The organism is Lacrimispora sp. YZC11, assembly GCF_057543815.1.
In genome coordinates this window covers 722207-743825 of record NZ_BAAJYQ010000016.1, presented here as the reverse complement: position 1 = coordinate 743825, position 21619 = coordinate 722207, and the positions used below count along the sequence as shown (strand labels likewise).

Here is a 21619-nt window from a genome sequence, read left to right as displayed (position 1 = left end):
AGCAAATTAATGTTTGCAGAGTTTTTCTGCTGGATATTGTAAATCCCGTTTTTCACGTTTAAGATGTGAAATTTTTGTCACGCAACTCTTCTTCCGAGTACGGCTCGGATGTGTTCCTGTTCGACGTCCTCGTCTATCTTCCAGACATTCTGATCCCATTTTCTCATATTTTTTGACCCAGTTTCTTACTTGCTGATAGGAAATGCTATATTTCAGTGCCATGGCACCGTAATTTCTATCATTGGCCAAACCGTCCTGTACTAGCTGTTGTTCTGGTGTTGTTTGTCTTGCTTTTCTCATGAGACTTCAGGTGGCGAAAACTATTTCCGCATCGGACAGATTTCAGCAGGACGTTGGCATTTTACTGGAGCTTTATCAAAAGCATGTTGCTGTATTTTCACCTCTGGAGGGGGAAATCCGGCTTTCTCAGAAAACAGAACCGAATCCGCCGTTGTATTACAGGAAATATACGTTATCATTAATCTTCAGCTTTGATAAGTTTTTATTGACAAAGAGGCGGAGCATAGAATATAATAAACAAAACTTATAAAACATATAGAATTACTATGTTATTAAAAAGGGGGCGGAACCTATTGCAACTTATTCTAACATATTTTTCCAAGCATTCCTCTGACTATATCCTATTGGTAAGGGAACATATCTTAATTAGCCTCAGTACCGTTATCCTGGCGATGATCATCGCCATTCCTCTCGGGATTCTGTGCACCTCGTGCGATTTCCTTTACAAGGGAGTCAAGGGGCTATTCGGAACTCTGCGTATTGTACCAAGCCTGGCTATTCTGGTGCTGTTCATGCCTATAGTAGGAACCGGAATGAAGCTTGCCGTTCTGGCGTTGACTATTTTAGCTATCCCTCCCATTCTGATCAATACTGCACTGGCCTTTCGCACATTGCCTGAAGCTGTGCTGGAAACAGCCCTTGGAATGGGTATGGGAGCATGGCGGACCTTTTTTATAGTAAAAATACCACTGGCTTTTCCGCTTGTTTTTGCAGGAATTAAAACCGCTGTTGTCGAAGTAATTGCAAGTGCTACCCTTGCTGCTTATATCGGTGCGGGGGGACTGGGAAGCTTGATTTTTACAGGGCTGGGACTGATGAGGACGGACCTGCTGCTGATCGGTGGCGTTTCTGTAGGTATCCTTTCGCTGCTTTCGGGATATCTTCTTAACCGATTGGATCATAGGATCACAAAATATAAAATGGTAAATGACTAGGAGGAAACAATCATGAAACAATCAATTATGAAAAAAGTATCTTTATTTTTAATTTTGACATTCGTCATCTCTATGGCCGCAGGCTGCTCTTCCAAGAAATCCGGTGATGCCGGTTCTGCTGATCAGAAAGCGATCAAAATAGGAACAAAGAATTTTACAGAAAATTTAATTTTGGGCGAGATTTACGCACTGGCTTTGGAAGACAAAGGCTTTAAAGTGGAACGGGTATTCGATATTGCAAGTTCTGTGGTACATACATCTTTGGTAAATGGTGATATAGATCTCTACCCTGAGTATACGGGGACCGGCTTGTTAGCCGTGTTGAAGCTTCCGCTGGAAACCGATCCTCAAAAAGTTTATGACATAGTAAAAGAAGAGTATGCGAAAAAATTTAATGTGGTCTGGTTGGATTATGCACAAGCGAATGACGGCCAGGGGTTGGTGATCACCACGGAAGCTTCGGAGAAATATGGGATCAAAACCATTTCGGATCTTCAGAAGAATGCAACCAAGTTGAGATTCGCTTCTCAGGGAGAATTTGATATAAGGGAAGACGGAATTCCCGCACTGGAGGCCACATATGGGAAATTTGACTGGGCTTCCTCCAAGGTATACGATAACTCACTGAAGTATGAAGTTCTGGCAGCAGGAGAAGCCGATGTGGCCCCGGCATCAACAACAGAAGGAAATTTGATTGATCCTAAGTTCACCCTGTTAGAGGATGACAAAGCGGTCTGGCCGCCTTACAACATCGCTCCTGTAGTCAGAAAAGAGGTCTTGGATGCAAATCCTGATATCGCGGAAATCCTCAATGCCGTAAACACTAAAATTGATATCAAGACCATTACAGAACTGAATGCCGAGGTGGATGTGAACAAGAGGGAATATGAAGAGGTAGGAAAGGAATTCTATGATTCCATTAAATAAAGGCGGAGGCAGAAGATATGAAGAACCTTGTATTCATAAAGAAATTTCAAATTCCGGAAGCTGCATATTCCAATTTAGATAAATTATTTACATCAGAGGAGATCGATTTTGTAAGCCGGATGGAACAGAAGGTTTTTTCGGAAGAAGATGTAAGAGCCATGGGCTTTTCCGATCCTAAGGGCTTTTTGGAGAACAGTTATAAAAGAGGTATTGTGTCTCTGGCGGATGAAGAAAAAGGAACATTCCGGATATCGGACTTTTATAACAGGCTTGATATCTTTTCCATATCGGAAACGGAAACCTATCGAAGCTTTTCCAAAGAAGACAGAGAGGCTCTGGACGAGTGGTATTTCGATGCCTACTGCAGCGGATTGGATCCGGAACCGGACCGTCCCCCTACGGCGGATGAAGTAATGCCATTGGATGAGGTGCTTGATTTCATCGATAAACAGGAGCGGCCGGTTTATCTCAATTACTGCGATTGCAGAAGCTTGCGGGGAGACTGCGGTTTACCCACAAAGACCTGTATTACCTATAAAAACGGCTTAAACTCCTTTGCACACCGGGGCCTGTCAGAACAGATCGATAAGGAGAAGGCAAAGGAAATCGTAAGGAAGGCCGATCAGGCAGGGCTGATGCATACGGTAAATCCCAACGGGATCTGCAATTGCTGCGGAGACTGCTGCTACCTGTTCCGAGGCCAGAAGAAAAGAAACAGTCTGGGAATCTGGCCTAAGGCCTCATATATTATCAATTTCGACCGATCAAAGTGCATCCAATGCGGCAAGTGCGTCAAACGCTGCAGCTTTGAAGTATTTTATAAAGAAGGGGAAATCCAAAAGGATGCATCAAAATGTGTTGGCTGCGGGGTCTGCGTCCAGAGTTGCCCTGTAAATGCGTTGTCGCTGAAAGGAAGATAAGGCTATGGCTATTGCTGTTGAATTTATAAATGTCAATAAACGGTTTCCCAAGGCAAACTATAATGCTTTGGAAAATGTGAACTTAAGTATTGAGGAAGGAGAACTTATCACAATACTGGGAACCTCGGGTTGCGGAAAAACCACGCTGTTAAAAATGATAAACCGTATCTTTGAACCCGACAGCGGTGAGATCAGACTGTTTGGCAGCAGTATCAAAGAAATGGACCCTGTCAAGCTGAGAAGAGGGATCGGGTATGTCATTCAGCAGATCGGACTTTTCCCTCATATGACCATTTATAATAATATCGCCACTGTTCCCAAGATTCTAGGGTGGGAAAAAAAGCGGATCGACGACAGGATTGAAGAGCTTTTCCATCTGGTGAATCTGGAGGCGAAGGAGTTTAAATCCCGCTATCCTGCACAGCTTTCCGGCGGACAGCAGCAGAGAATCGGGCTGGCAAGAGCGCTGGCGGGAGATCCGGCGGTAATGCTCTTTGACGAACCTTTTGGTGCCATTGATGCAATTAATCGGGAAAATCTTCAAGATGAACTTCTTAAAATCCATGAGAAATCGAAAAAGACTTTTCTTTTTGTAACCCATGATATTAATGAAGCCTTTAAACTAGGCACACGGGTACTGATCATGGATAGAGGAAAGGTGAAGCAATTCGATACTCCCGGAGAGATCACAGCTCATCCCGCTGATGAGTTTGTTGAGGCTCTGATCAGAACCGCCGGAAAGAACTATATTCTTTCGGATAGGGGAGGGATTTGATGATAGACTACTTAAGTACATATCAGGAAAAATTACTGACTGCTTTGGTGCAGCACTTACAGATCGTAGGAATCACACTGATTATTTCCATCCTGTTGGCCTTTGCCATCACCCTGCTGAGCATTCGGTCGGAGCGGCTGGTAAATGCGGCAATCCAGATTTTCAGTGTCATCTATTCCATACCCAGCCTTGCGCTCTTTGCAATACTCATCCCGATTATGGGAATAGGCAGAAATACGGCGATCTTCGTTCTGGTGCTTTATAACCAGTTTCTTTTGCTCCGCAATATCATGGCGGGACTAAAGGGGGTGGATGAGCCGGTTCTGGAAGCTGCTCTGGGAATGGGAATGAACCAGTGGCAGATTTTATACAAGGTGAAGCTGCCTCTTGCACTGCCTGTAATTATGGCTGGAATTCATCTGGCGATCATATCTACGATCGGTATCGCAACCATTGCTGCCACCATCAATGCCGGCGGTCTGGGTACCATACTTTTTGATGGGCTTCGTACAATGAATACTTATAAAATCCTTTGGGGCACGATCTTTTGCGCCGGCATCGCATGGGCGGCAGATGGATTGCTTCAGATGATTGAATCAATATTATACAAAAAGGTGGGATTTAAACATGAGCTATGAAGCATACAAAGACAGTTCTCTCGGTTTTACGACCAGGCAGCTCCACGCGGGATATAACCCGGAAGAGCATTACCGTTCTAAAGCGGTACCGATTTATCATACTGCAGCCTTTGAACTGGGTGATTTTGACCGCTGTACCAGGCTTTTCGACTATTCGGAGGAAGGGCATTCCTATGTGAGATTTTCCAATCCCACAAATGATGTACTGGAAAAAAGAATCGCTTCATTAGAGGGCGGAAGTGCAGCCCTTTCCTTAAGTTCAGGTATGGCAGCCATCTCCAATACATTTTTGAATCTTGCAACAGCGGGGGATGAGATTGCGGCGGTTCAGACTTTATACGGCGGGAGCACTACCCTGCTGAATAAAATCCTGCCCGAATACGGAATCAAGGGCCGGTTTATCGAGGACGAAAACGATATTGAATCCTATAAACGAGCAATCAATGAGAAAACAAAAGCCATTTATATTGAAAGCCTCGGAAATCCGGGAATGAACATCGTAGATATTGAGGCCATCGCAAAGCTTGCCCATGAAAACGGCATTCCCTTAGTCATTGACAATACCTTTGCAACTCCTTATCTCATCAAAGCTTTCGACCACGGTGCCGACATTTTATGTTATTCCGCTACGAAATATCTGGCGGGTCATGGTACTATCATCGTGGGGCTTGTGGTGGAAAAGGGAGGCTTTGATTGGCATAACGGGAAATTCCCTCAGTTTGATTCTTTTTATGAAGAGTATAAGGATTCAATCGGAGAGGAAGAACTGAGAAAAAACATCTTTACCAAGAGGCTCCGTATCCGGTATCTGACGGATTTCGGATCCCATCTCAGCCCGACCAATGCCTTTTATCTCCTGCAGGGTATGGAAACCCTGTCCCTTCGCATGGAACGCCATGTGGAAAATGCCCTGAAGGTGGCACAATTCCTGGAAAGCCATCCGCAGATCCTGCAGGTATCCTATCCTGGATTGGAGAGCAGCCCTTACTATAACCTGGCGAAAAAATATTTTCCAAAAGGTCCGGGCGCGATCCTGTCCATCCGCTTAAAAGGAGGTCTGGAGGCAGCCAAGAAGGTGTTGGAGCGGGTTCGCATCTTCGATTACATGGTAAACGTGGGGGATGCAAAGTCTTTGATCGTACATTCCGCAACCTCCACACATTTTGGACAGTCGAAGGAGCAAAGGGAAAAAGCAGGAGTTTATGATGATACACTTCGTTTATCCGTAGGCATTGAAGATGCGGAGGATCTTATCGCAGATTTGAGGCAGGCATTGGATTCGCTATAGGGGAATTCAGGAAAAATGGCAGGAATATATGAGGCATCTTTTATTGGGAAGTCGAAATATTCCTGCCATTCGTATACCTTTTAGTGGCATATGTTTCTTCCATTGAATAGAAACTACGCAATAGAGTATTGAAAACAGAGGGCTGATGGGGCGCAAGAGGTACTATACCAATCAGAAGATAGAGGAATCAGCTGGGAATTTGCCGGGAAGATCAGATTAGTATAGATTCACCCCATAAATGAATTCTTAAATAAAAGAACGAATGTGAAACATATGCCAGGTGAAAGCAGTAAAATCTGCTTACCATCTGGCATGTGAATTTTATTATACAAAACATCGAAAAATGTGAATTGCCATGTTATAATGAAGAAAATGATTTTACAAAAAAGAATAGGCTGTAGTGGCAAGAGTTTTTCTATATACCTTGACTCCAAGGGGATACCAGATGCTATAGTCATCATATTATAATTTCAAGGAATGTTGAGACGGTTGCGAGGAAAAATATATGGAAAATTATTCACAAAAGGAACTAGATGCTGCATTACAGCTCATATCTTCTACCATAAATAATTGTGAAAAAATGCAATTAAAATTTGCAGATGGTACATCACAGTATTCTCTATTAAAAAATAGAATTAAGGCTTTGTATATTTCAAAAGCTTTGATAGAAAATGACAGTAATATTGGATTGTATACTAAAACAGATTTAGTAAAAGCATTACCACCTGTGCTATCAATCATTAGCAAAACCGAGAAGGCTCAAATCAAATTTGACAAAGAAACGATTCAATACAGGCGATTTTCCCCTATCATAAGAGCAATGTATATTTCCAAAGACTTTATAGAAAACGAAATCTCGAATCGAACACCGTAAACCTTGCTAATAAAAGCTGCTGGTTATACTGCCTATAAGAATTTAAGGTCAACATATAAGAAACATTTTTTTTGGTACACTCTTTGTTGACTTTTTCGGCAAATAATAGTACAATGATAAAAAATAATTTGAGGTGAAAAAATGATTAATTTTTCTTGCTAATTTTTCCGGTACATTTCATACAAAGCGAAACAGGAGCGTCCTGTTAGTTTTGTTGTACCCATGCAAGAAAGTTATTCTTTTTTTCTCTTAATATATACACTTGTGTTGTGCTATAATGTTTAGCTTAACTATGTATATTTATGAGCTGTAAGAATAATTAATTCTTGCAGCTCTTATTTTTTATATAATTCGAATAAGGAGGTTGAATAATATTATGATAAATAAAGACACTTTGCTAACACATGTTTATATCCATATAGAGTCGGATACTACAGGCGGCACTTATATGGAGTAATAATAAGGTCGCCTATTGTTCCGACTTTGTTATTTATACGATTAAATTCAGAGGAGGACAAAAAGATGTCTTTAATAAATGTTGCAAACCTAACCTTTGCTTATGAAGGTAGCTATGACAATATATTTGAAAATGTAAGCTTTCAAATTGATACTGATTGGAAATTGGGATTTACGGGAAGAAACGGAAGAGGGAAGACTACTTTTCTAAATCTTTTGCTTGGGAAATACGAATATAGCGGAAGCATTTCAGCTAATGTGACTTTTGAATACTTTCCTTATGAGGTACAGGAACAAAGCAGTTTTACCATAGATGTCATAAGGGAGATCAGTCCGAATTCAATGGATTGGGAAATAGAAAGAGAATTATCATTGCTGGATATGGACTATGATACTTTGTATAGACAGTTTTATACGCTATCGAAAGGAGAGCAGACCAAAGCACTGTTGGCTGCTATGTTTTTGAAGGAGAACTCCTTCTTATTGATCGATGAGCCTACCAATCATTTGGACACTGAAGCCAGGCAAAAACTGAGTGATTACCTGAAAAAAAAGAAAGGGTTTATTCTGATTTCCCATGACAGGTCTTTTTTGGACAATTGTATTGACCATATCTTATCTATTAATAAATCTAATATTGAAATACAAAAAGGAAATTTTTCTTCATGGTGGAGAAACAAAGAACTACAAGATGGTTTTGAGCTGGCAGAGAATGAAAAATTAAAAAAAGACATTAACAGACTGTCCAGCTCAGCGAAACGGACAACTACGTGGTCAAATAGTGTTGAAAGCAGCAAGTATGGAACCACTAATTCCGGGAGCAAATTAGATAGAGGATATGTTGGACATAAAGCTGCAAAAATGATGAAGCGTGCTAAAAATATAGAGGCCAGACAACAAAACATGATTGAGGAGAAATCAAAGCTTCTTAAAAATATTGAATCGAATGAAGGCTTAAAATTAGCACCGTTTACGTTCCATGATAAAATGCTTGTAGAGCTTTCAGATGTTGCAATTAAATATGATGATAAAATTGTCTGTGAAGGAGTAAATTTCACTATTGAGCAAGGTGAAAAAATTGCTGTTCAAGGAAAGAACGGCAGTGGAAAATCAAGTATATTAAAATTGATTTATGGAGATAGCATCCCCCACAGTGGAATTGTAAGAAAGAACAACAAGTTAATCATTTCCTATGTTTCACAGGATACTTCAGATTTATATGGTGATTTATCTGAGTATGCAGATAAGTACGGTATAGACGAGAGTTTATTTAAATCGATGCTTAGAAAACTTGATTTTTCAAGAGAACAATTTGAAAAGCATATCGAAGATTTTAGCGGTGGACAGAAGAAAAAGGTATTGCTTGCTAAAAGTCTGTGTGAACGGGCGCATTTATATATTTGGGATGAACCATTGAACTTTATTGATGTCATTTCACGTATGCAGATTGAGAAATTATTAATTGAACACGAACTTACTATTTTGTTTGTTGAGCATGACAGAACATTTTGTGAAAATGTAGCAACAAAAACAATTAAATTGTAAAGGCAGAAAAGGAAATTAATATGTTTAAAGAGTTAATAATAGCAACACACAATAGGCTCCATGCAAAGCCGGATGTTTTGGGCGACGCTTGCATGGAGTAGTATAAGTCGCTAATCATACTGGCTTTGCTTCCTAACGATTAAAAGTGAGGAGGAAGCCTGCGTGAATCAGACAAAAACAAAATATGAAAAAATGAAACAAATAGTATTAAATTTAAAATTACCTGATTATAGGTATGAACAGCTTACAAAAGCTATTTTTCATCAAAGAATAGCTAGTTTCGATAATATGTATATATTGCCAAAAGCGTTAAGGAAGGCTTTAATAATTGAGTTTGGAAATTGTGTATCCAGTGCAAAACCTGTTTTTATACAAGATTCCAAACAAGCTGAAAAACTGCTGTTCGAATTGTCCGATGGAGAAAAAATAGAAGCTGTTGGATTAAAATATAAACAAGGTTGGGAATCGTTTTGTATATCTACCCAATGTGGTTGTGGTTTTGGCTGTCGTTTTTGTGCAACGGGAAGTGCTGGATTAAAACGCAATCTTACTGCTGATGAGATAACGGACCAATTGCTTTATTTCCATTTTAATAACCATAAACTGAATAGTGTTTCGTTTATGGGAATGGGTGAGGCTTTTGCAAATCCGGAGTTATTTGATGCAGTAAAAATTTTAACGGATCAAAGTTTATTTGGGTTAGGTCAGCGAAGAATTACTATTTCAACAATTGGCATTATACCGGGAATTCAAAGATTGACCAAAGAATTTCCACAAGTAAATCTGGCTTTTTCCCTTCATTCACCATTTGATAAGCAACGAAGCCATTTAATGCCTGTAAATAAAAGATTTCCATTGAATGAGGTAATGAAAACATTAGATGAACATATCATTCATACGGGCCGGCGAGTGTTTATTGCTTATATTATGCTTGAAGGAATTAATGATACCAAAGATCATGCAGAAGCAATTGTAGGTTTATTGAAAAATCGTGGTTCATGGGGGCATTTATATCACATTGATTTAATACCTTATAATTCTACAGACAAAACTACTTTAAAATTTCAATCTTCAAGTGCTATCAAGCAATTTTGCAGTATCATAAAGAAAGCTGGTATCAGCGTAACTATTAGAACACAATTTGGTTCTGAAATTAGCGCTGCATGCGGACAGTTGCATTATGAAAATGAATTAACTGTATATAAAAAATAATTAAGTTAAGTCAAAAAAAGCAGATCTTCGCGACAAGGGGAAGGTCTGCTTTTTATATGGACGGTGAGAGGATTCATGGTGAACCATGAAAGTGAACTTCCTGGCCTTATGACATCGGGCAAGCGGAAACAGCTCTTTAGGTACTGTAAAGGATAGCCGCATCAATGAAGAAGGAAAGGAACTGTGAAAAGGCAATTAAGATTATTCGGTGATTGCCGAGGATAAAGAAGTTGATAAATTTGTAATATACAATATACTTATTATAAAAGAAAAATAGCATTTCTTTCATTGTAGCTAAGGGCACCCAATGAAACTTGAAAATTTTTGAGAAGTATACTGAGATACGGGAGGATGATGGATGTATATTGTTGCTTATCGTTTGTTGAATTTACTGAATGACTGTGAGTTTGGTTCTACAGATGCGCATATCGCGAAAAGTTTGCTGGATATGATATACGAGGTTGAATTTTTACCGATTGACCAGGTCGCAAAAAAATGCCACATTTCCAAGTCGACACTTTCTAAATTTATAAAGCGCCTTGGTTTTGAGGATTACAAAGAGTTTAGGGATAATGTGAGGAATGAAAAGAAAAGAAGCAAATATACTGGAAATGAGCAAAAATTGTCGATGAACGAGTTCATTGAAGCACAAGGAATTGAAAGATATTTGAATGTCCTTTCTGGCGATATTAAGAATTTTCTGTCCGGAATTAACATGGAGCAGATTCAAAAACTGGCAGAGGCAATTTATGATTATGATAAAGTTGCTGCATTCGGAGCCGTTTATTCGGAAACGGTTGCTATGGATTTTATGTATATGTTTGCTGAGGAAAGGAAATATATAAAAACAAATCTTTTTGATATAAAGCAAGAACAATTTATTAATCAGGCAGACGAGGATACTCTGATTATTATATTTTCTAATTCTGGACAGTATATTTATAGGGATGGGTTGAAAGCTTTGAATTCATCCAAATTATTTATCAAAAAAACGAAGGGTCGGATAGCGCTCATTACTTCGAATAAAGAGGCTGCATATGACCCCTGTATCACATACCCGGTCCTATATCATTTAACGACGGATGTGCAGAATCATCTGATTCTTGAACGTATAGTTGTGGATCTGATTGTAGACGTCTACAGAAAAGTCAGGAAAAAGAAAATAGAAGAATAGATAAACCGAGAAAAGACAGACTTTCATGAAGAGTCTGTCTTTTTTGTGAGAAATAACCAAATTTTGTTTGAATAATTAAGGTGAAGTTGCTAAAAAAGTTTCCAAAAAGCGAAATTTAAAGATTTTTGAATTGATTTTAATTATAATAAATTGCAAGTTATTATGCATAATAAATTGTTCAATTTAGGCATGAAAGGAGTAAGAGATGTTCAAGGGTTATAAATGAACGTAGAATTATGGGGAGGATGACATTGCCAATACAAAGACCGGATATTTTTGTTCCTGTTACAAAATTTATCTTGAGAGTAGGTTAGTTTTTATTGAAAGGGTCGTGATGTGTTGAGTGAAAACGTTAGGAGGAAGGGATATGTATTATATTATTGCTTCGCATGGCGAATATGCTGAGGCTTGTAAAAAGAGCTGCGAAATGATTACTGGAGCAGCACCCCAGTTTATAGTAGTGACTTTTACAGAAGAAATGACGAAAGAATCGGTTGAGAATGCTTACAGAAAGATTCTTGGGGAAAAAGGAGCAGAACAGTGTCAGGCGATTATTACCGACATAAAGGGGGGGACACCTTATAATGCTGCAATTGTGATAAGACATGAGTATCCATCTGTTGCGCTGGTATCAGGACTATGTCTGGGTATGCTGATTGCATTGAGTATAGGTGATACGCTGGAGAGTGCGATTGAACAGTCAAGAGAAATAATTACCGGAGAAGGGATATCTGCCGCAAAACAGACAGAGAAAGTTGCTGAATCTGCTGAGCCGGTGGAAAATAACGGGATTGTGAATTTCAGGCTGGATGAACGTCTGATTCACGGCCAGGTGGCAACTTACTGGACACGTACCCTTGGCGTCACAAGAATTATGATAGTAGACAACGACATCTTGATCGATGAGATCAGCAAAAAGGCTCTGCAGGCAGCAGTTCCCTCAGGTATCAGGCTAAGTGTCCTGTCAGTAGCTTCTGCAGCAAGGAAGCTGAACAAAGGTTCTTACACAGGACAGAGAGTATTCCTCATTGTAAGGAGGACGAATACAATCCGTGAGCTTCTTGAAGCAGGGGTCAAAGTAAAAGAAGTAAACATTGGGAACATGGGAGTGAAAAACGGACGGAAACAAATATTTAAATCCGTTTACTGCACGAAGGAAGAAATTAAGGATATTCAGGATATTGAGAAATCCGGCGTGTCGGTATATGCCCAGATGGTACCGAATGACGATAAGAAGAAATTTACATCTTTTATAAATTAAAAAGGAGGCATAGGGAATGGGAATTCAAGTGTGGCAGATAATAGTATTGACATTATTAGCTTTCTTTTTTATTTGTGAAGGCTTATCTACATCTATATTTGCAAACCAGCCGGTTATCATAGGGACGATTACCGGTATCGTTATGGGGGATATAGGAACCGGACTGGCAGTAGGGGCGACTCTTCAGCTGATGATCCTTGGAGTAGGTACATATGGAGGGGCATCCATACCTGATTATGTGACTGGTGCGATGATTGGGACCGTATTTGCAATCACGTCAGGAAAGGGAATGGAGTTTGGTATGGGACTGGCGGTGCCTGTAGGACTCTTAATGGTACAGCTGGATGTCCTTGCAAGATTTTCCAATGTATTCTTTTCCAAAAGAGTCGAAGCAGCGATCGAAAGAATGGACTTTAAGGGGATGGCAAGGAATACATGGTTGGGAGCTTTTTCGTGGGGGCTTTCCAGAGCGATTCCAGTTTTCCTGATGCTGATTTTCGGGCAGAATCTTGTTAATGCCATTACAGAGCATATGCCGGAATGGTTAATGAGCGGTCTGTCAGTTGCAGGAGGACTGCTTCCTGCAGTGGGTATTGCAATCCTTTTAAGATATCTTCCTGTTAAAAATTATATTGCTTATCTGCTCATTGGATTCATTGCAGCAGCGTATTTAAAAGTGCCAATGGTTGGAGTGGCAATCATGGGAGTGGCACTGGCAATCATCGCATTTAAGCAGGAGGCGGCGAAAAACCAGAACGTTGTTGTAGTAAATCAGGGTGCAGTTCAGGAGGGATTGTTAGATGGAGAATATGAAGACTAATCAGGAAAAGATTACAAGCCAGGATATAAAAAGTGTGAGCAAACGATGGATTCTGGCATCACAGATTACATGGAATTATGAAAAAATGATGGCAATAGGCTATCTGTATTCCATACTCCCGGTCTTGAGAAAATTATATAAAAAAGAAGAAGACTTAAAAGCAGCAATGAGAAATCATGTGCAGTTTTTTAACACGACTCCCCATATGGGCGGATTTATACTAGGTATTGATATTGCAACAGAGGCAGAGGGAAAAAACAGCAGCACAGATGGGGTTGAAACAGCAAATGGTATTAAAACAGGTCTGATGGGGCCTTTTGCAGGTGTTGGTGATACCATATTTGGAGTCCTGATACCAACGATTTGTGGTTCTATAGCCGCTTATATGGGACAGCAGGGTAATGTAACAGGTGTCGTAATCTGGATATTGGTTAATATAGCAATCATGGCATTTCGTTATTTCACCGTAGGAATAGGATACAGAGAGGGTACAAAATTAATTGCCTCAGCAAAAGATAAGCTGGATGCATTGACAAGTGCGGCAACACTGCTTGGCATTACCGTGGTCGGTGCTTTGATTCCGACTGTAGTAAACGCGAATGTTACAGCAACCTTTACATCGGGAGATGTCACTTTGGCAGGACAGGACATTTTAGATCAGATCATGCCAAGCCTTGTTCCTGTTCTGATTGTAGCTGCAATCTATGTTTTACTTGGAAAGAAAAAGATGACCTCTACGAAGGCAATTTTGATTGTTATGGCAGCATCCATCATTTTTGCTGCAATTGGATTTTTAGGATAAACAGACAACATACCGTTCCCGGCAGAAGACAGAAATATTCCGGTCAGGGAATGGTGGATAATTAAATTATACAGTTAGGAGAGATATTATGGGATTAGAGTTTTTTAACAAATCAAGAAAAATTATGGAACAACTGGAGGCATCTGAACAGGAGCACATTCATAAGGCGGCCATATTAGTTTCAGATTCTATCAGAAACGGAGGAATCCTGCAGGCATTTGGAAGCGGGCATTCATATGCAGGTGCAATTGAAGTATGCGGAAGAGCCGGAGGTTTGATTCCAAGCAAGATTATCCGTGACAAGGCAGAAGGAATGTATGAGAGTGTGGAAGGAAATGCCCCATTTTTAATGCGCCAGGTGAACATAGGGGAGAATGATATTTTCATACTGATATCAAACTCCGGCAGAAACCCGTTTGCAATAGAAATGGCTGATTACATAAAGAAAAAAGGTAACAAGCTGATTGTGGTAACTGCACTGGATGTATCAAAAGGTTCCACTTCCAGACATTCTTCCGGTAAGCTTTTATATGAGTTCGCAGATGTGGTTTTGGATAACCATTCCACATTTGGGGATGCTGCCTTAGAAGTTGAAGGGTTGGACTACAAAGTTTGCGGAACCTCTTCATTCAGCACATGCCTTCTTCTGCAGCAAATGATTTATGAAGCGATACAAGATATGATGGCGAAAGGATATGAGCCTCCGGTTTACAAGAGCGCTAATATAGACGGTGGAAGAGAGTTCAATAATACTCTTGAACAGAAATATGCAGATAAAATCTGGCATATTTAAAAACAAAGAATGCCTGTGATCTGCGTTGATTTACCATTATGATCATTTAAGGAAAGAAGTTATGGATCAGACCGTAACAGCGGTTGAAGAGGCCGGCGAGTTTCTGGTAAAATAAAAATTCTGAGAGCATGAGGTAAGTATGAAACATTCAGTATTAGAAGTATGTGCAGATTGTGTACAGTCTGCGGTAAATGCGGATAACGCAGGAGCAGACAGGATTGAGCTTTGCAGCAATCTGGTAATCGGCGGAGTGACTCCTGGAAAGGCACTGTTTAAGCTGGTAAAAAAATATACGGGAGTAAAAATCCGTGTCCTTCTACGTCCTAGATATGGTGATTATTGCTATAACGCTTATGAATTTGAACAATTAAAAGAAGAAGTACAGATGTATCATGAATTGGGAGCCGACGGTGTGGTAATCGGAATCTTAAGGCCGGACGGGCGGCTGGATGAGGAAAGAATGTTCGAACTGATAAAAATTGCCGGAAACATGGACACCGCACTGCACAGAGCATTTGATGCCTGCGTGAACCCAATGGAAACGATGGAACAAGCAGTTTCTTTAGAAATGAAAACTATTTTGACTGGCGGACAGTGTGGGAATGCATGGAACGGCAGAGAGCTGTTAAAAGAGCTTTATGAGAAAAGTGCAGGAAGAATCGAAATCTTGGCAGCAGGAGGAATTAATGCTGAAGTAATCGAAAATTTAATTCCGCTTACCGGAATTGCCTCTTATCATATGTCCGGAAAAGTTGTGGTGGACAGCATCATGACATATCGAAAAGCAGAAATGAGCATGGGGCTTCCTGAAAGAGATGAATATGCCCTTTGGCAGACATCAGAGGAAAAAGTAAAACAAGCTGTACAAGTTTTGAAAAATGTTCAAAATAAATAAAGTGTAATAGAATTCCGGCTGGGGCTGTGTGCTAATTATTTAGTACACAGCCCTTTGAATTAATACGAACGCCCGGACTCAATGGTAAATCACGTCCGGATGATTCAAAACAAATATAAGAACAACCAAAGTGGGGTTTGGCTTGTGTGTTTTGGGATTGCGGAAAGAGCGGATTAAGCATAGGAGGATGTAATGGTTTGAAAGAGAAGGGAAATGCCGTGAGGATGACTTTATCAATACGAAAAGATATGTCTGACCGTGCCAATTACGTAATAGCTATAACAATAATGCCCTTTGCGTTAGTTAATCTGAACAATACTAAACCTATATTTCAGCTTTTTCGGAGTATATATTTTAATTTTGTTGTATATATCACACAAAAATAAAGTAAATAAATCGCATATATTGACATAAAATCACTATTATGATAACTTAATTATAGAACGTTCTATTTCTTTTTTTTATTCCATTCCGGGCACGTGCCCGATGGGTACCTATGATTATTAAATAATGATATATTTTAAACGATATTTTTTTACAGTATTTCGGGCACGTGCCCGAGATGTATGGAGGAATGAAGTGAAAATTACGAACATGGAGTATCTGGGTGACGAGATTGATGTAAGCAGTGCATTTTATACATTAGGTAACACCTATTTTTTAGCAAGCGATCTTACGGATTATGACCCGGAACGGCAAAGTGGTACATTAAATTTTTTGCGTATGGAGAGAAAAGGAAGATATTCTTTTGTCGGCTGCTCGGCGCAATTTGAAAAAGTAACCTCATGGGCATTTCCGGCGGTTTATCCGGAAAATCCGGCTTTTCGCATACAATTTCTTTTTTATGCAGCTAACATTTTTCGGATGTTTATCGTGTTTGATGATAATGTACCAGAAGAGATGGAATCCCCTATACTTGAGCCAATAAGCGAATATACACAGGTTCAGGTGATGCAGAATGAAAACGGTGCAGTATTATCCACCACAGAAATGTCCGTCCATATCAGTTTTTCCCCTTTTCGTGTTACGCTGAAGGATAAAAACGGAAAATTGCTTACAAAGACCCTGAACACTACGGACAGTGCTTGCCTCCACAATGATAAAATGATACCTCTTTCTTTTGTTCAATCGTACACAACACGCAGTAAGCAATCAGCCATTAGTTTTAGCCTTATGCCGGATGAGCACTTTTATGGGAGCGGAGAGAGTTTTACAAGACTTGACAAAACTGGCCAGCGCTTAACCTTATTTACAAAGGATCCTCACGGAAGTGAAACACGGGAAATGTACAAGCCTATTCCATTTTATATGAGTTCCAGAGGTTATGGTGTTTTTACACATACCTCCACACCCTGCGTATTTGATTTCGGCAGCGATTATCAGGAGGCCCAGACTATTTTTGCCGGTGAAAATGCGTTGGATTTGTTTTTTATCACTGGCGATCCCAAGGAAGTGCTCACAGGCTACACTACTCTGACAGGAAAAAGTCCTTTGCCGCCCTTATGGAGCTTTGGTTTGTGGATGAGCCGGATTACTTACCGTTCCGAGAAAGAGGTACGTGAAGTAATAAATAAGTTACAAGAAAATCAAATCCCATGTGATGTGATTCACTTAGATACCGGATGGTTTGAAGAAGAATGGAATTGTGATTATCAATTCTCCTATGAGCGATTTCCTGATCCTCAAAAAATGATACAGGATTTAAGGCAGGATGGATACCGTATCTCCTTATGGCAGTTGCCTTATTTTACACCTACCAATCAGTTGTTTAAGGAATTGTGTAATAATAAACTTGCCGTAGTTAACGCAGATGGAGCATTGCCTGCAGAGGATGCTGTTCTTGATTTTTCTAATCCGCAGACAGTTGAATGGTATCAGGAAAAATTGAAAACATTATTTCAGCAGGGAGTTTCAGCCATAAAAGCTGATTTTGGTGAAGCTGCTCCGGTTTCCGGTGCATATCATTCTGGCAAGTCCGGCTTCTATGAACATAATTTATACCCATTACGGTATAATAAGGCGGTTTTTGATGCAACAAAAGAATCCACAGGAGAAGCTGTTATCTGGGCTCGCAGCGCGTGGGCTGGCAGCCAGCGGTACCCCATTCATTGGGGCGGTGATACGGAGAATACCGATATGGGTATGCTTTCCGTTTTACGTGGAGGGCTATCTTTGGGAATGAGCGGCTTTTCCTACTGGAGCCATGATATTGGAGGGTTTGTCCGTCAGACGCCGGAAGAATTATATCGCAGATGGATGTTTATGGGGATTTTCACCTCTCATATGCGTTGTCATGGAGCCGCACCTAAAGAACCCTGGGCCTTTTCGGACAGTTTCCTGGATTTATTCCGGCGTCAGATGCAGTTCCGTTACCGCATGATGCCCTATATTTTCGGACAGGCCATAAAATGCAGTAAATTGGGACATCCAATGATGCGTGCTATGTTCATGGAATTTCCGGACGATCCGGGGTGTTACTGCATTGAGGACCAATATATGTTTGGAGATGATATTTTAGTCGCCCCTTTGTTTACTAAAATCCGGGAACGGAACGTTTACCTGCCGGAAGGTGAATGGATTGAACTGTTTACCCGGCGTGTTTATAAAAGCGGCTGGTCGAAAATCCAGGCTGGGGACTTGGAAGGGATAGCGTTAGTGAGGGAAGGAACTGTTATTCCAATGGTTGAAGTATCCCTGACTACCGATATGATAAATTGGTCAACGCTGCAATATTACTGGTACACACTACAGAAGGACAAAGTACGAGGTACTATAGTGGATTACTCCAAACGGCGAACTGTGCCGGCAACAATGGAAGCATTAAAAGACGATAAAATAGTAGTAGTAGAGGGTAATTCTATTTAAAGGAGGGTTTCATGAATCAAAACATCAAAAAGCTTGGCAGGCCGAACGCACGGCAGAAAGAAAGACTGGTGGGTTACGCATTCATTGCTCCGGCTCTTATTTATATGTTACTTATGATTGGGTATCCTGTACTATACAATATTGCCATCAGCTTTACAGATCTTTCTGCCTTTAACCTCGCCCAGGGAAAAACTAAGAATTTTATCGGATTTGAAAATTATAAGGCTATATTTTCTAATCCTTCGATGTATGTCGCAATCAGGAACACCACGATTTACACAATCATCAGTATTAGCATTCAATTTACACTGGGGTTGTTATTTGCCCTTTTGTTCAATAAAAAGTTTGCTATTGCAAAACCTCTTCGGGGGGCTTTGGTTATCAGCTGGATGATGCCTATAACGGTTACGGCATTATTATTTAAATACATGCTTAGCCCTGATGTGGGAGTCATTAATTATTTTCTGGTGCAGTTGGGAGTCATTAAAGAGCCAATACCGTGGCTTTTGAAGACATCCACAGCTATTTGGGGCCCCATTATGGCTAATTCGTGGGTTGGCGTACCCTTTAACATGTTATTACTGACTACCGGGCTTTCCTCTATTTCAGAAGAGGTATATGAAAGTGCCTCCATTGATGGAGCAAATGCATTCAAACGTTTTAAGTACATTACGCTCCCTCTGCTGGGGCCGGCTATCTTATCTGTGTTGGTGCTTGGTTTTGTGTATACATTCAAAGTATTTGACTTGATTTTTGTAATGACTGGTGGAGGTCCGATAAATGCGACAGAGGTTTTAGCTACTTATTCTTACCGTTTGTCTTTTTCTCAGTATAAATTCGGAGAGGGTGCATCCGTAGCCAATATCCTGTTTCTTATCCTGTTCTGTATTGCACTTGTATATCTTAAATTATTGAAAAAGGAGGAGGCAGCTTAACATGCAAATAATTAGACATTTCTTTCACAGTGAAAAAACAAAGAAGGCTTTGTGGACGATGCTGTCTTTACTCATCGCCGTAGTATTTTTGTTTCCCCTCTATTGGATCGTTGTAAGTTCTCTGAAAAGCGATGCGGAAATTTTCAGCAGGCCCATTACACTTATAGCAAAAAGGATTGACTTTAGCGGATATATCCAGCAGCTTACCGGAAAATATTCCATTTTGGTTTCGTCCATAAACTCTGTGGTGATCGCTGTCAGTGCCATGATTTTATCCTGTACCCTTGCAATACCTGCAGCATATGGCATTTCACGATTTAAGCTCCCAGGGTCCAGCGTCATTATTATGCTTTTTCTGATAACACAAATGCTTCCCTCATCGTTACTTCTGACACCCTTGTATTTGAATTTCTCAAGGCTTGGCTTGCTTAATAGCTATATAGCCCCAACTCTTGGAATTATGACCATAACGATTCCTTTTGTGCTTCTTATTCTAAGACCGATGTTCTTAACGACACCAAAGGAACTTGAGGAAGCAGCCCGAATTGACGGCTGCAACCGGTTTTCAGCTTTCATAAAGATTGTACTACCTACTGTAAAACCTGGAATTGTTACTTGTGTTTGTTTTGGTTTTGTCCATGGCTGGAATGATTTGATCTATTCATTGACTTTTAATACGGATAACAAGCTGTATCCAATGACGGCCGCTATTTATAACCTGATGAATGAATTTGGGATCCGGTGGAATTGGATTATGGCTTACGGTTGTATGTTGGTCATTCCACCTGCCTTGCTTTTTATCTTTGCCCAGAAATATGTTGTAAGTGGAATCACCGGGGGAGCCGTAAAAGGCTGATGCCCTGTTTAAAAGATTCATAAATAAAATTCAGGAGGGAACAAATGAAGAGAAAATTTAGTAGTATTCTTATGCTTGCATCCACCGCATTACTGCTTGTGGCATGCGCAAAAAATCAGACCACAACCCCAACGGATCAAGTTGCCCCGGAAAAAACGTCTTCTTCAAACAGTCAGGAACCGGTTAAAGTTCCGTTAACCCTGTGGCATTACTATACGAGTGAGGCTACACAAAATGCTTTGACCAAATTAATTGACGACTATAATGCAAGTGGTGGAAAAGCACAAGTAAAAGAGCAGTTGATTCCCAGGGATGAATTAATGAAAAAGTACACTCTCGGGATTACGACCGGAGACCTTCCGGATTTGGCGGTTATTGACAATCCAGATTCAGCCGCTTATTCTGCAATGGGATTGTTTACAGATCTTACAGAGCAGTTTAACACCTCAAGTCATAATCAATTTCAGGAAGGACCATTGGCTACCGGCACCTATCAGGGTAAGCTCTATACTTTGCCGTTTCGGTATAATGCATTAGCTGTATGGGTTAATACGGATATGATTGAAGCGGCAGGGATTGACACAATGCCAGCAACCTGGACCGGGTTTCTGGAAACTTGTAAAAAACTGAAAGATACGAATCCGGGCGTGTATCCTTTTGCTTTTGCGGCTGCGAAAAGTGAGGAAGGTACGTTCCAGTTTATTCCGTTTCTATATTCTGCGGGTGGTTCTGTAGATGATATGGCTTCCGAGGGAAGCGTTCAAGCTCTTGCCAATATTAAAACACTGGTAAATACAGGTTATGCCAGTAATGAAGTCATCAACTGGGCACAAGGAGATGTTGAGAAACAATTTGCAGCGGGCAATGCTGCAATGATGTTAAATGGTTCGTGGCAAATACCAAATCTGGCTACCGATGCTCCTGATTTGAAATATCAGATTATTTCTCTGCCAACCGATGGAAAGAATGCTTCCTGTATGGGTGGTGAGAACATAGGGATTACCACTAGTTGTGACAATATAGAGGCAGCATGGGATTTCCTTACATATGCAACAAGTAAGGAGATCAGTATAGCATTTAATTCCAGCATTGGAACCATTTCACCCCGCAGTGATGTGACAGCAGAGGAACAGTATCCGGACAATGAAGGGATGCAGGTTTTTGCTCAGCAAATGGCTTATGCAATTGCACGTGGGCCATCGCCTAAGTGGAGTGAAATTTCGGAAAATATACAAACCGCAATTCAGGCTGTGTTGATTGATGCGGAAACGCCCGAACAGGCTGGTTCTGCCGCTGCTAAAAAAATAGCGGAGATTAATGCTACACTAAATTAGAGTTTAATATGGTA

At 40.4% G+C, this 21619-nt stretch carries 20 protein-coding genes; 19 read left to right on the top strand and 1 reads right to left on the bottom strand.

Annotated elements, in window-relative coordinates; translation table 11 throughout:
• Nucleotides 1–6 precede the first annotated feature (6 nt).
• Nucleotides 7–300 carry a helix-turn-helix domain-containing protein gene (locus AC27IJ_RS18705; RefSeq protein WP_487150163.1) on the bottom strand — a complete coding sequence of 98 codons (294 nt, stop codon included), beginning with the start codon at nucleotides 298–300 and terminating at the stop codon, nucleotides 7–9.
• A 293-nt stretch (nucleotides 301–593) separates the two neighbouring features.
• Here AC27IJ_RS18705 and AC27IJ_RS18700 point away from each other — a divergent pair, with 293 nt between their 5' ends.
• The 19 genes from AC27IJ_RS18700 to AC27IJ_RS18610 all read left to right on the top strand — a co-directional run bounded on the left by AC27IJ_RS18700 (nucleotide 594) and on the right by AC27IJ_RS18610 (nucleotide 21605).
• Nucleotides 594–1235: an ABC transporter permease gene (locus AC27IJ_RS18700; RefSeq protein WP_312444427.1), complete on the top strand. Its 642-nt coding sequence runs from the start codon at nucleotides 594–596 to the stop codon at nucleotides 1233–1235.
• 12 nt (nucleotides 1236–1247) lie between these two features.
• Nucleotides 1248–2162: a glycine betaine ABC transporter substrate-binding protein gene (locus tag AC27IJ_RS18695; RefSeq protein ID WP_312444424.1), complete on the top strand. Its 915-nt coding sequence runs from the start codon at nucleotides 1248–1250 to the stop codon at nucleotides 2160–2162.
• Between the two features lie 17 nt (nucleotides 2163–2179).
• Nucleotides 2180–3082 carry an ATP-binding protein gene (locus AC27IJ_RS18690; RefSeq protein ID WP_487150160.1) on the top strand — a complete coding sequence of 301 codons (903 nt, stop codon included), beginning with the start codon at nucleotides 2180–2182 and terminating at the stop codon, nucleotides 3080–3082.
• Between the two features lie 4 nt (nucleotides 3083–3086).
• Nucleotides 3087–3857: an ABC transporter ATP-binding protein gene (locus AC27IJ_RS18685; protein ID WP_313260600.1), complete on the top strand. Its 771-nt coding sequence runs from the start codon at nucleotides 3087–3089 to the stop codon at nucleotides 3855–3857.
• Nucleotides 3857–4495: an ABC transporter permease gene (locus AC27IJ_RS18680; protein WP_312444418.1), complete on the top strand. Its 639-nt coding sequence runs from the start codon at nucleotides 3857–3859 to the stop codon at nucleotides 4493–4495. Before AC27IJ_RS18685 ends, AC27IJ_RS18680 begins: the two co-directional genes overlap by 1 nt.
• Nucleotides 4485–5783, top strand: coding sequence for an O-acetylhomoserine aminocarboxypropyltransferase/cysteine synthase family protein (locus tag AC27IJ_RS18675; protein WP_312444417.1), 1299 nt, complete (start codon nucleotides 4485–4487; stop codon nucleotides 5781–5783). Before AC27IJ_RS18680 ends, AC27IJ_RS18675 begins: the two co-directional genes overlap by 11 nt.
• Nucleotides 5784–6288: 505 nt before the next feature.
• Complete coding sequence (locus AC27IJ_RS18670) at nucleotides 6289–6657, top strand: hypothetical protein (RefSeq protein ID WP_313260605.1); 369 nt, start codon at nucleotides 6289–6291, stop codon at nucleotides 6655–6657.
• A 522-nt stretch (nucleotides 6658–7179) separates the two neighbouring features.
• Nucleotides 7180–8658 (top strand): Lsa family ABC-F type ribosomal protection protein, encoded by a 1479-nt coding sequence (locus tag AC27IJ_RS18665; RefSeq protein WP_487150156.1) that lies wholly within the window; start codon nucleotides 7180–7182, stop codon nucleotides 8656–8658.
• Between the two features lie 162 nt (nucleotides 8659–8820).
• Nucleotides 8821–9870 (top strand): Cfr family 23S rRNA (adenine(2503)-C(8))-methyltransferase, encoded by a 1050-nt coding sequence (locus AC27IJ_RS18660; protein WP_487150154.1) that lies wholly within the window; start codon nucleotides 8821–8823, stop codon nucleotides 9868–9870.
• Between the two features lie 358 nt (nucleotides 9871–10228).
• Nucleotides 10229–11044 carry a MurR/RpiR family transcriptional regulator gene (locus AC27IJ_RS18655; protein WP_312444410.1) on the top strand — a complete coding sequence of 272 codons (816 nt, stop codon included), beginning with the start codon at nucleotides 10229–10231 and terminating at the stop codon, nucleotides 11042–11044.
• A 367-nt stretch (nucleotides 11045–11411) separates the two neighbouring features.
• Nucleotides 11412–12305: a PTS sugar transporter subunit IIAB gene (locus tag AC27IJ_RS18650; protein ID WP_312444409.1), complete on the top strand. Its 894-nt coding sequence runs from the start codon at nucleotides 11412–11414 to the stop codon at nucleotides 12303–12305.
• 16 nt (nucleotides 12306–12321) lie between these two features.
• Nucleotides 12322–13125, top strand: coding sequence for a PTS mannose/fructose/sorbose/N-acetylgalactosamine transporter subunit IIC (locus AC27IJ_RS18645; protein ID WP_312444407.1), 804 nt, complete (start codon nucleotides 12322–12324; stop codon nucleotides 13123–13125).
• Complete coding sequence (locus AC27IJ_RS18640) at nucleotides 13106–13927, top strand: PTS system mannose/fructose/sorbose family transporter subunit IID (RefSeq protein ID WP_312444405.1); 822 nt, start codon at nucleotides 13106–13108, stop codon at nucleotides 13925–13927. The genes AC27IJ_RS18645 and AC27IJ_RS18640 overlap by 20 nt, the downstream gene beginning before the upstream one ends.
• Nucleotides 13928–14015: 88 nt before the next feature.
• Nucleotides 14016–14720: an SIS domain-containing protein gene (locus AC27IJ_RS18635; protein WP_312444403.1), complete on the top strand. Its 705-nt coding sequence runs from the start codon at nucleotides 14016–14018 to the stop codon at nucleotides 14718–14720.
• Between the two features lie 139 nt (nucleotides 14721–14859).
• Nucleotides 14860–15615 carry a copper homeostasis protein CutC gene (locus AC27IJ_RS18630; protein ID WP_312444400.1) on the top strand — a complete coding sequence of 252 codons (756 nt, stop codon included), beginning with the start codon at nucleotides 14860–14862 and terminating at the stop codon, nucleotides 15613–15615.
• A 579-nt stretch (nucleotides 15616–16194) separates the two neighbouring features.
• Entirely contained in the window at nucleotides 16195–18480 is a 2286-nt protein-coding gene (locus tag AC27IJ_RS18625) for a glycoside hydrolase family 31 protein (RefSeq protein ID WP_487150150.1), read from the top strand.
• 11 nt (nucleotides 18481–18491) lie between these two features.
• Nucleotides 18492–19415, top strand: a complete 924-nt coding sequence (locus AC27IJ_RS18620) for a carbohydrate ABC transporter permease (RefSeq protein WP_312444398.1) — start codon at nucleotides 18492–18494, stop codon at nucleotides 19413–19415.
• A gap of 1 nt (nucleotide 19416) precedes the next feature.
• A complete protein-coding gene (locus AC27IJ_RS18615; protein ID WP_313151936.1) occupies nucleotides 19417–20271 on the top strand; it encodes a carbohydrate ABC transporter permease in 855 nt (284 codons plus the stop codon).
• A 44-nt stretch (nucleotides 20272–20315) separates the two neighbouring features.
• Nucleotides 20316–21605 (top strand): ABC transporter substrate-binding protein, encoded by a 1290-nt coding sequence (locus AC27IJ_RS18610; RefSeq protein ID WP_487150147.1) that lies wholly within the window; start codon nucleotides 20316–20318, stop codon nucleotides 21603–21605.
• Nucleotides 21606–21619 lie beyond the last annotated feature (14 nt).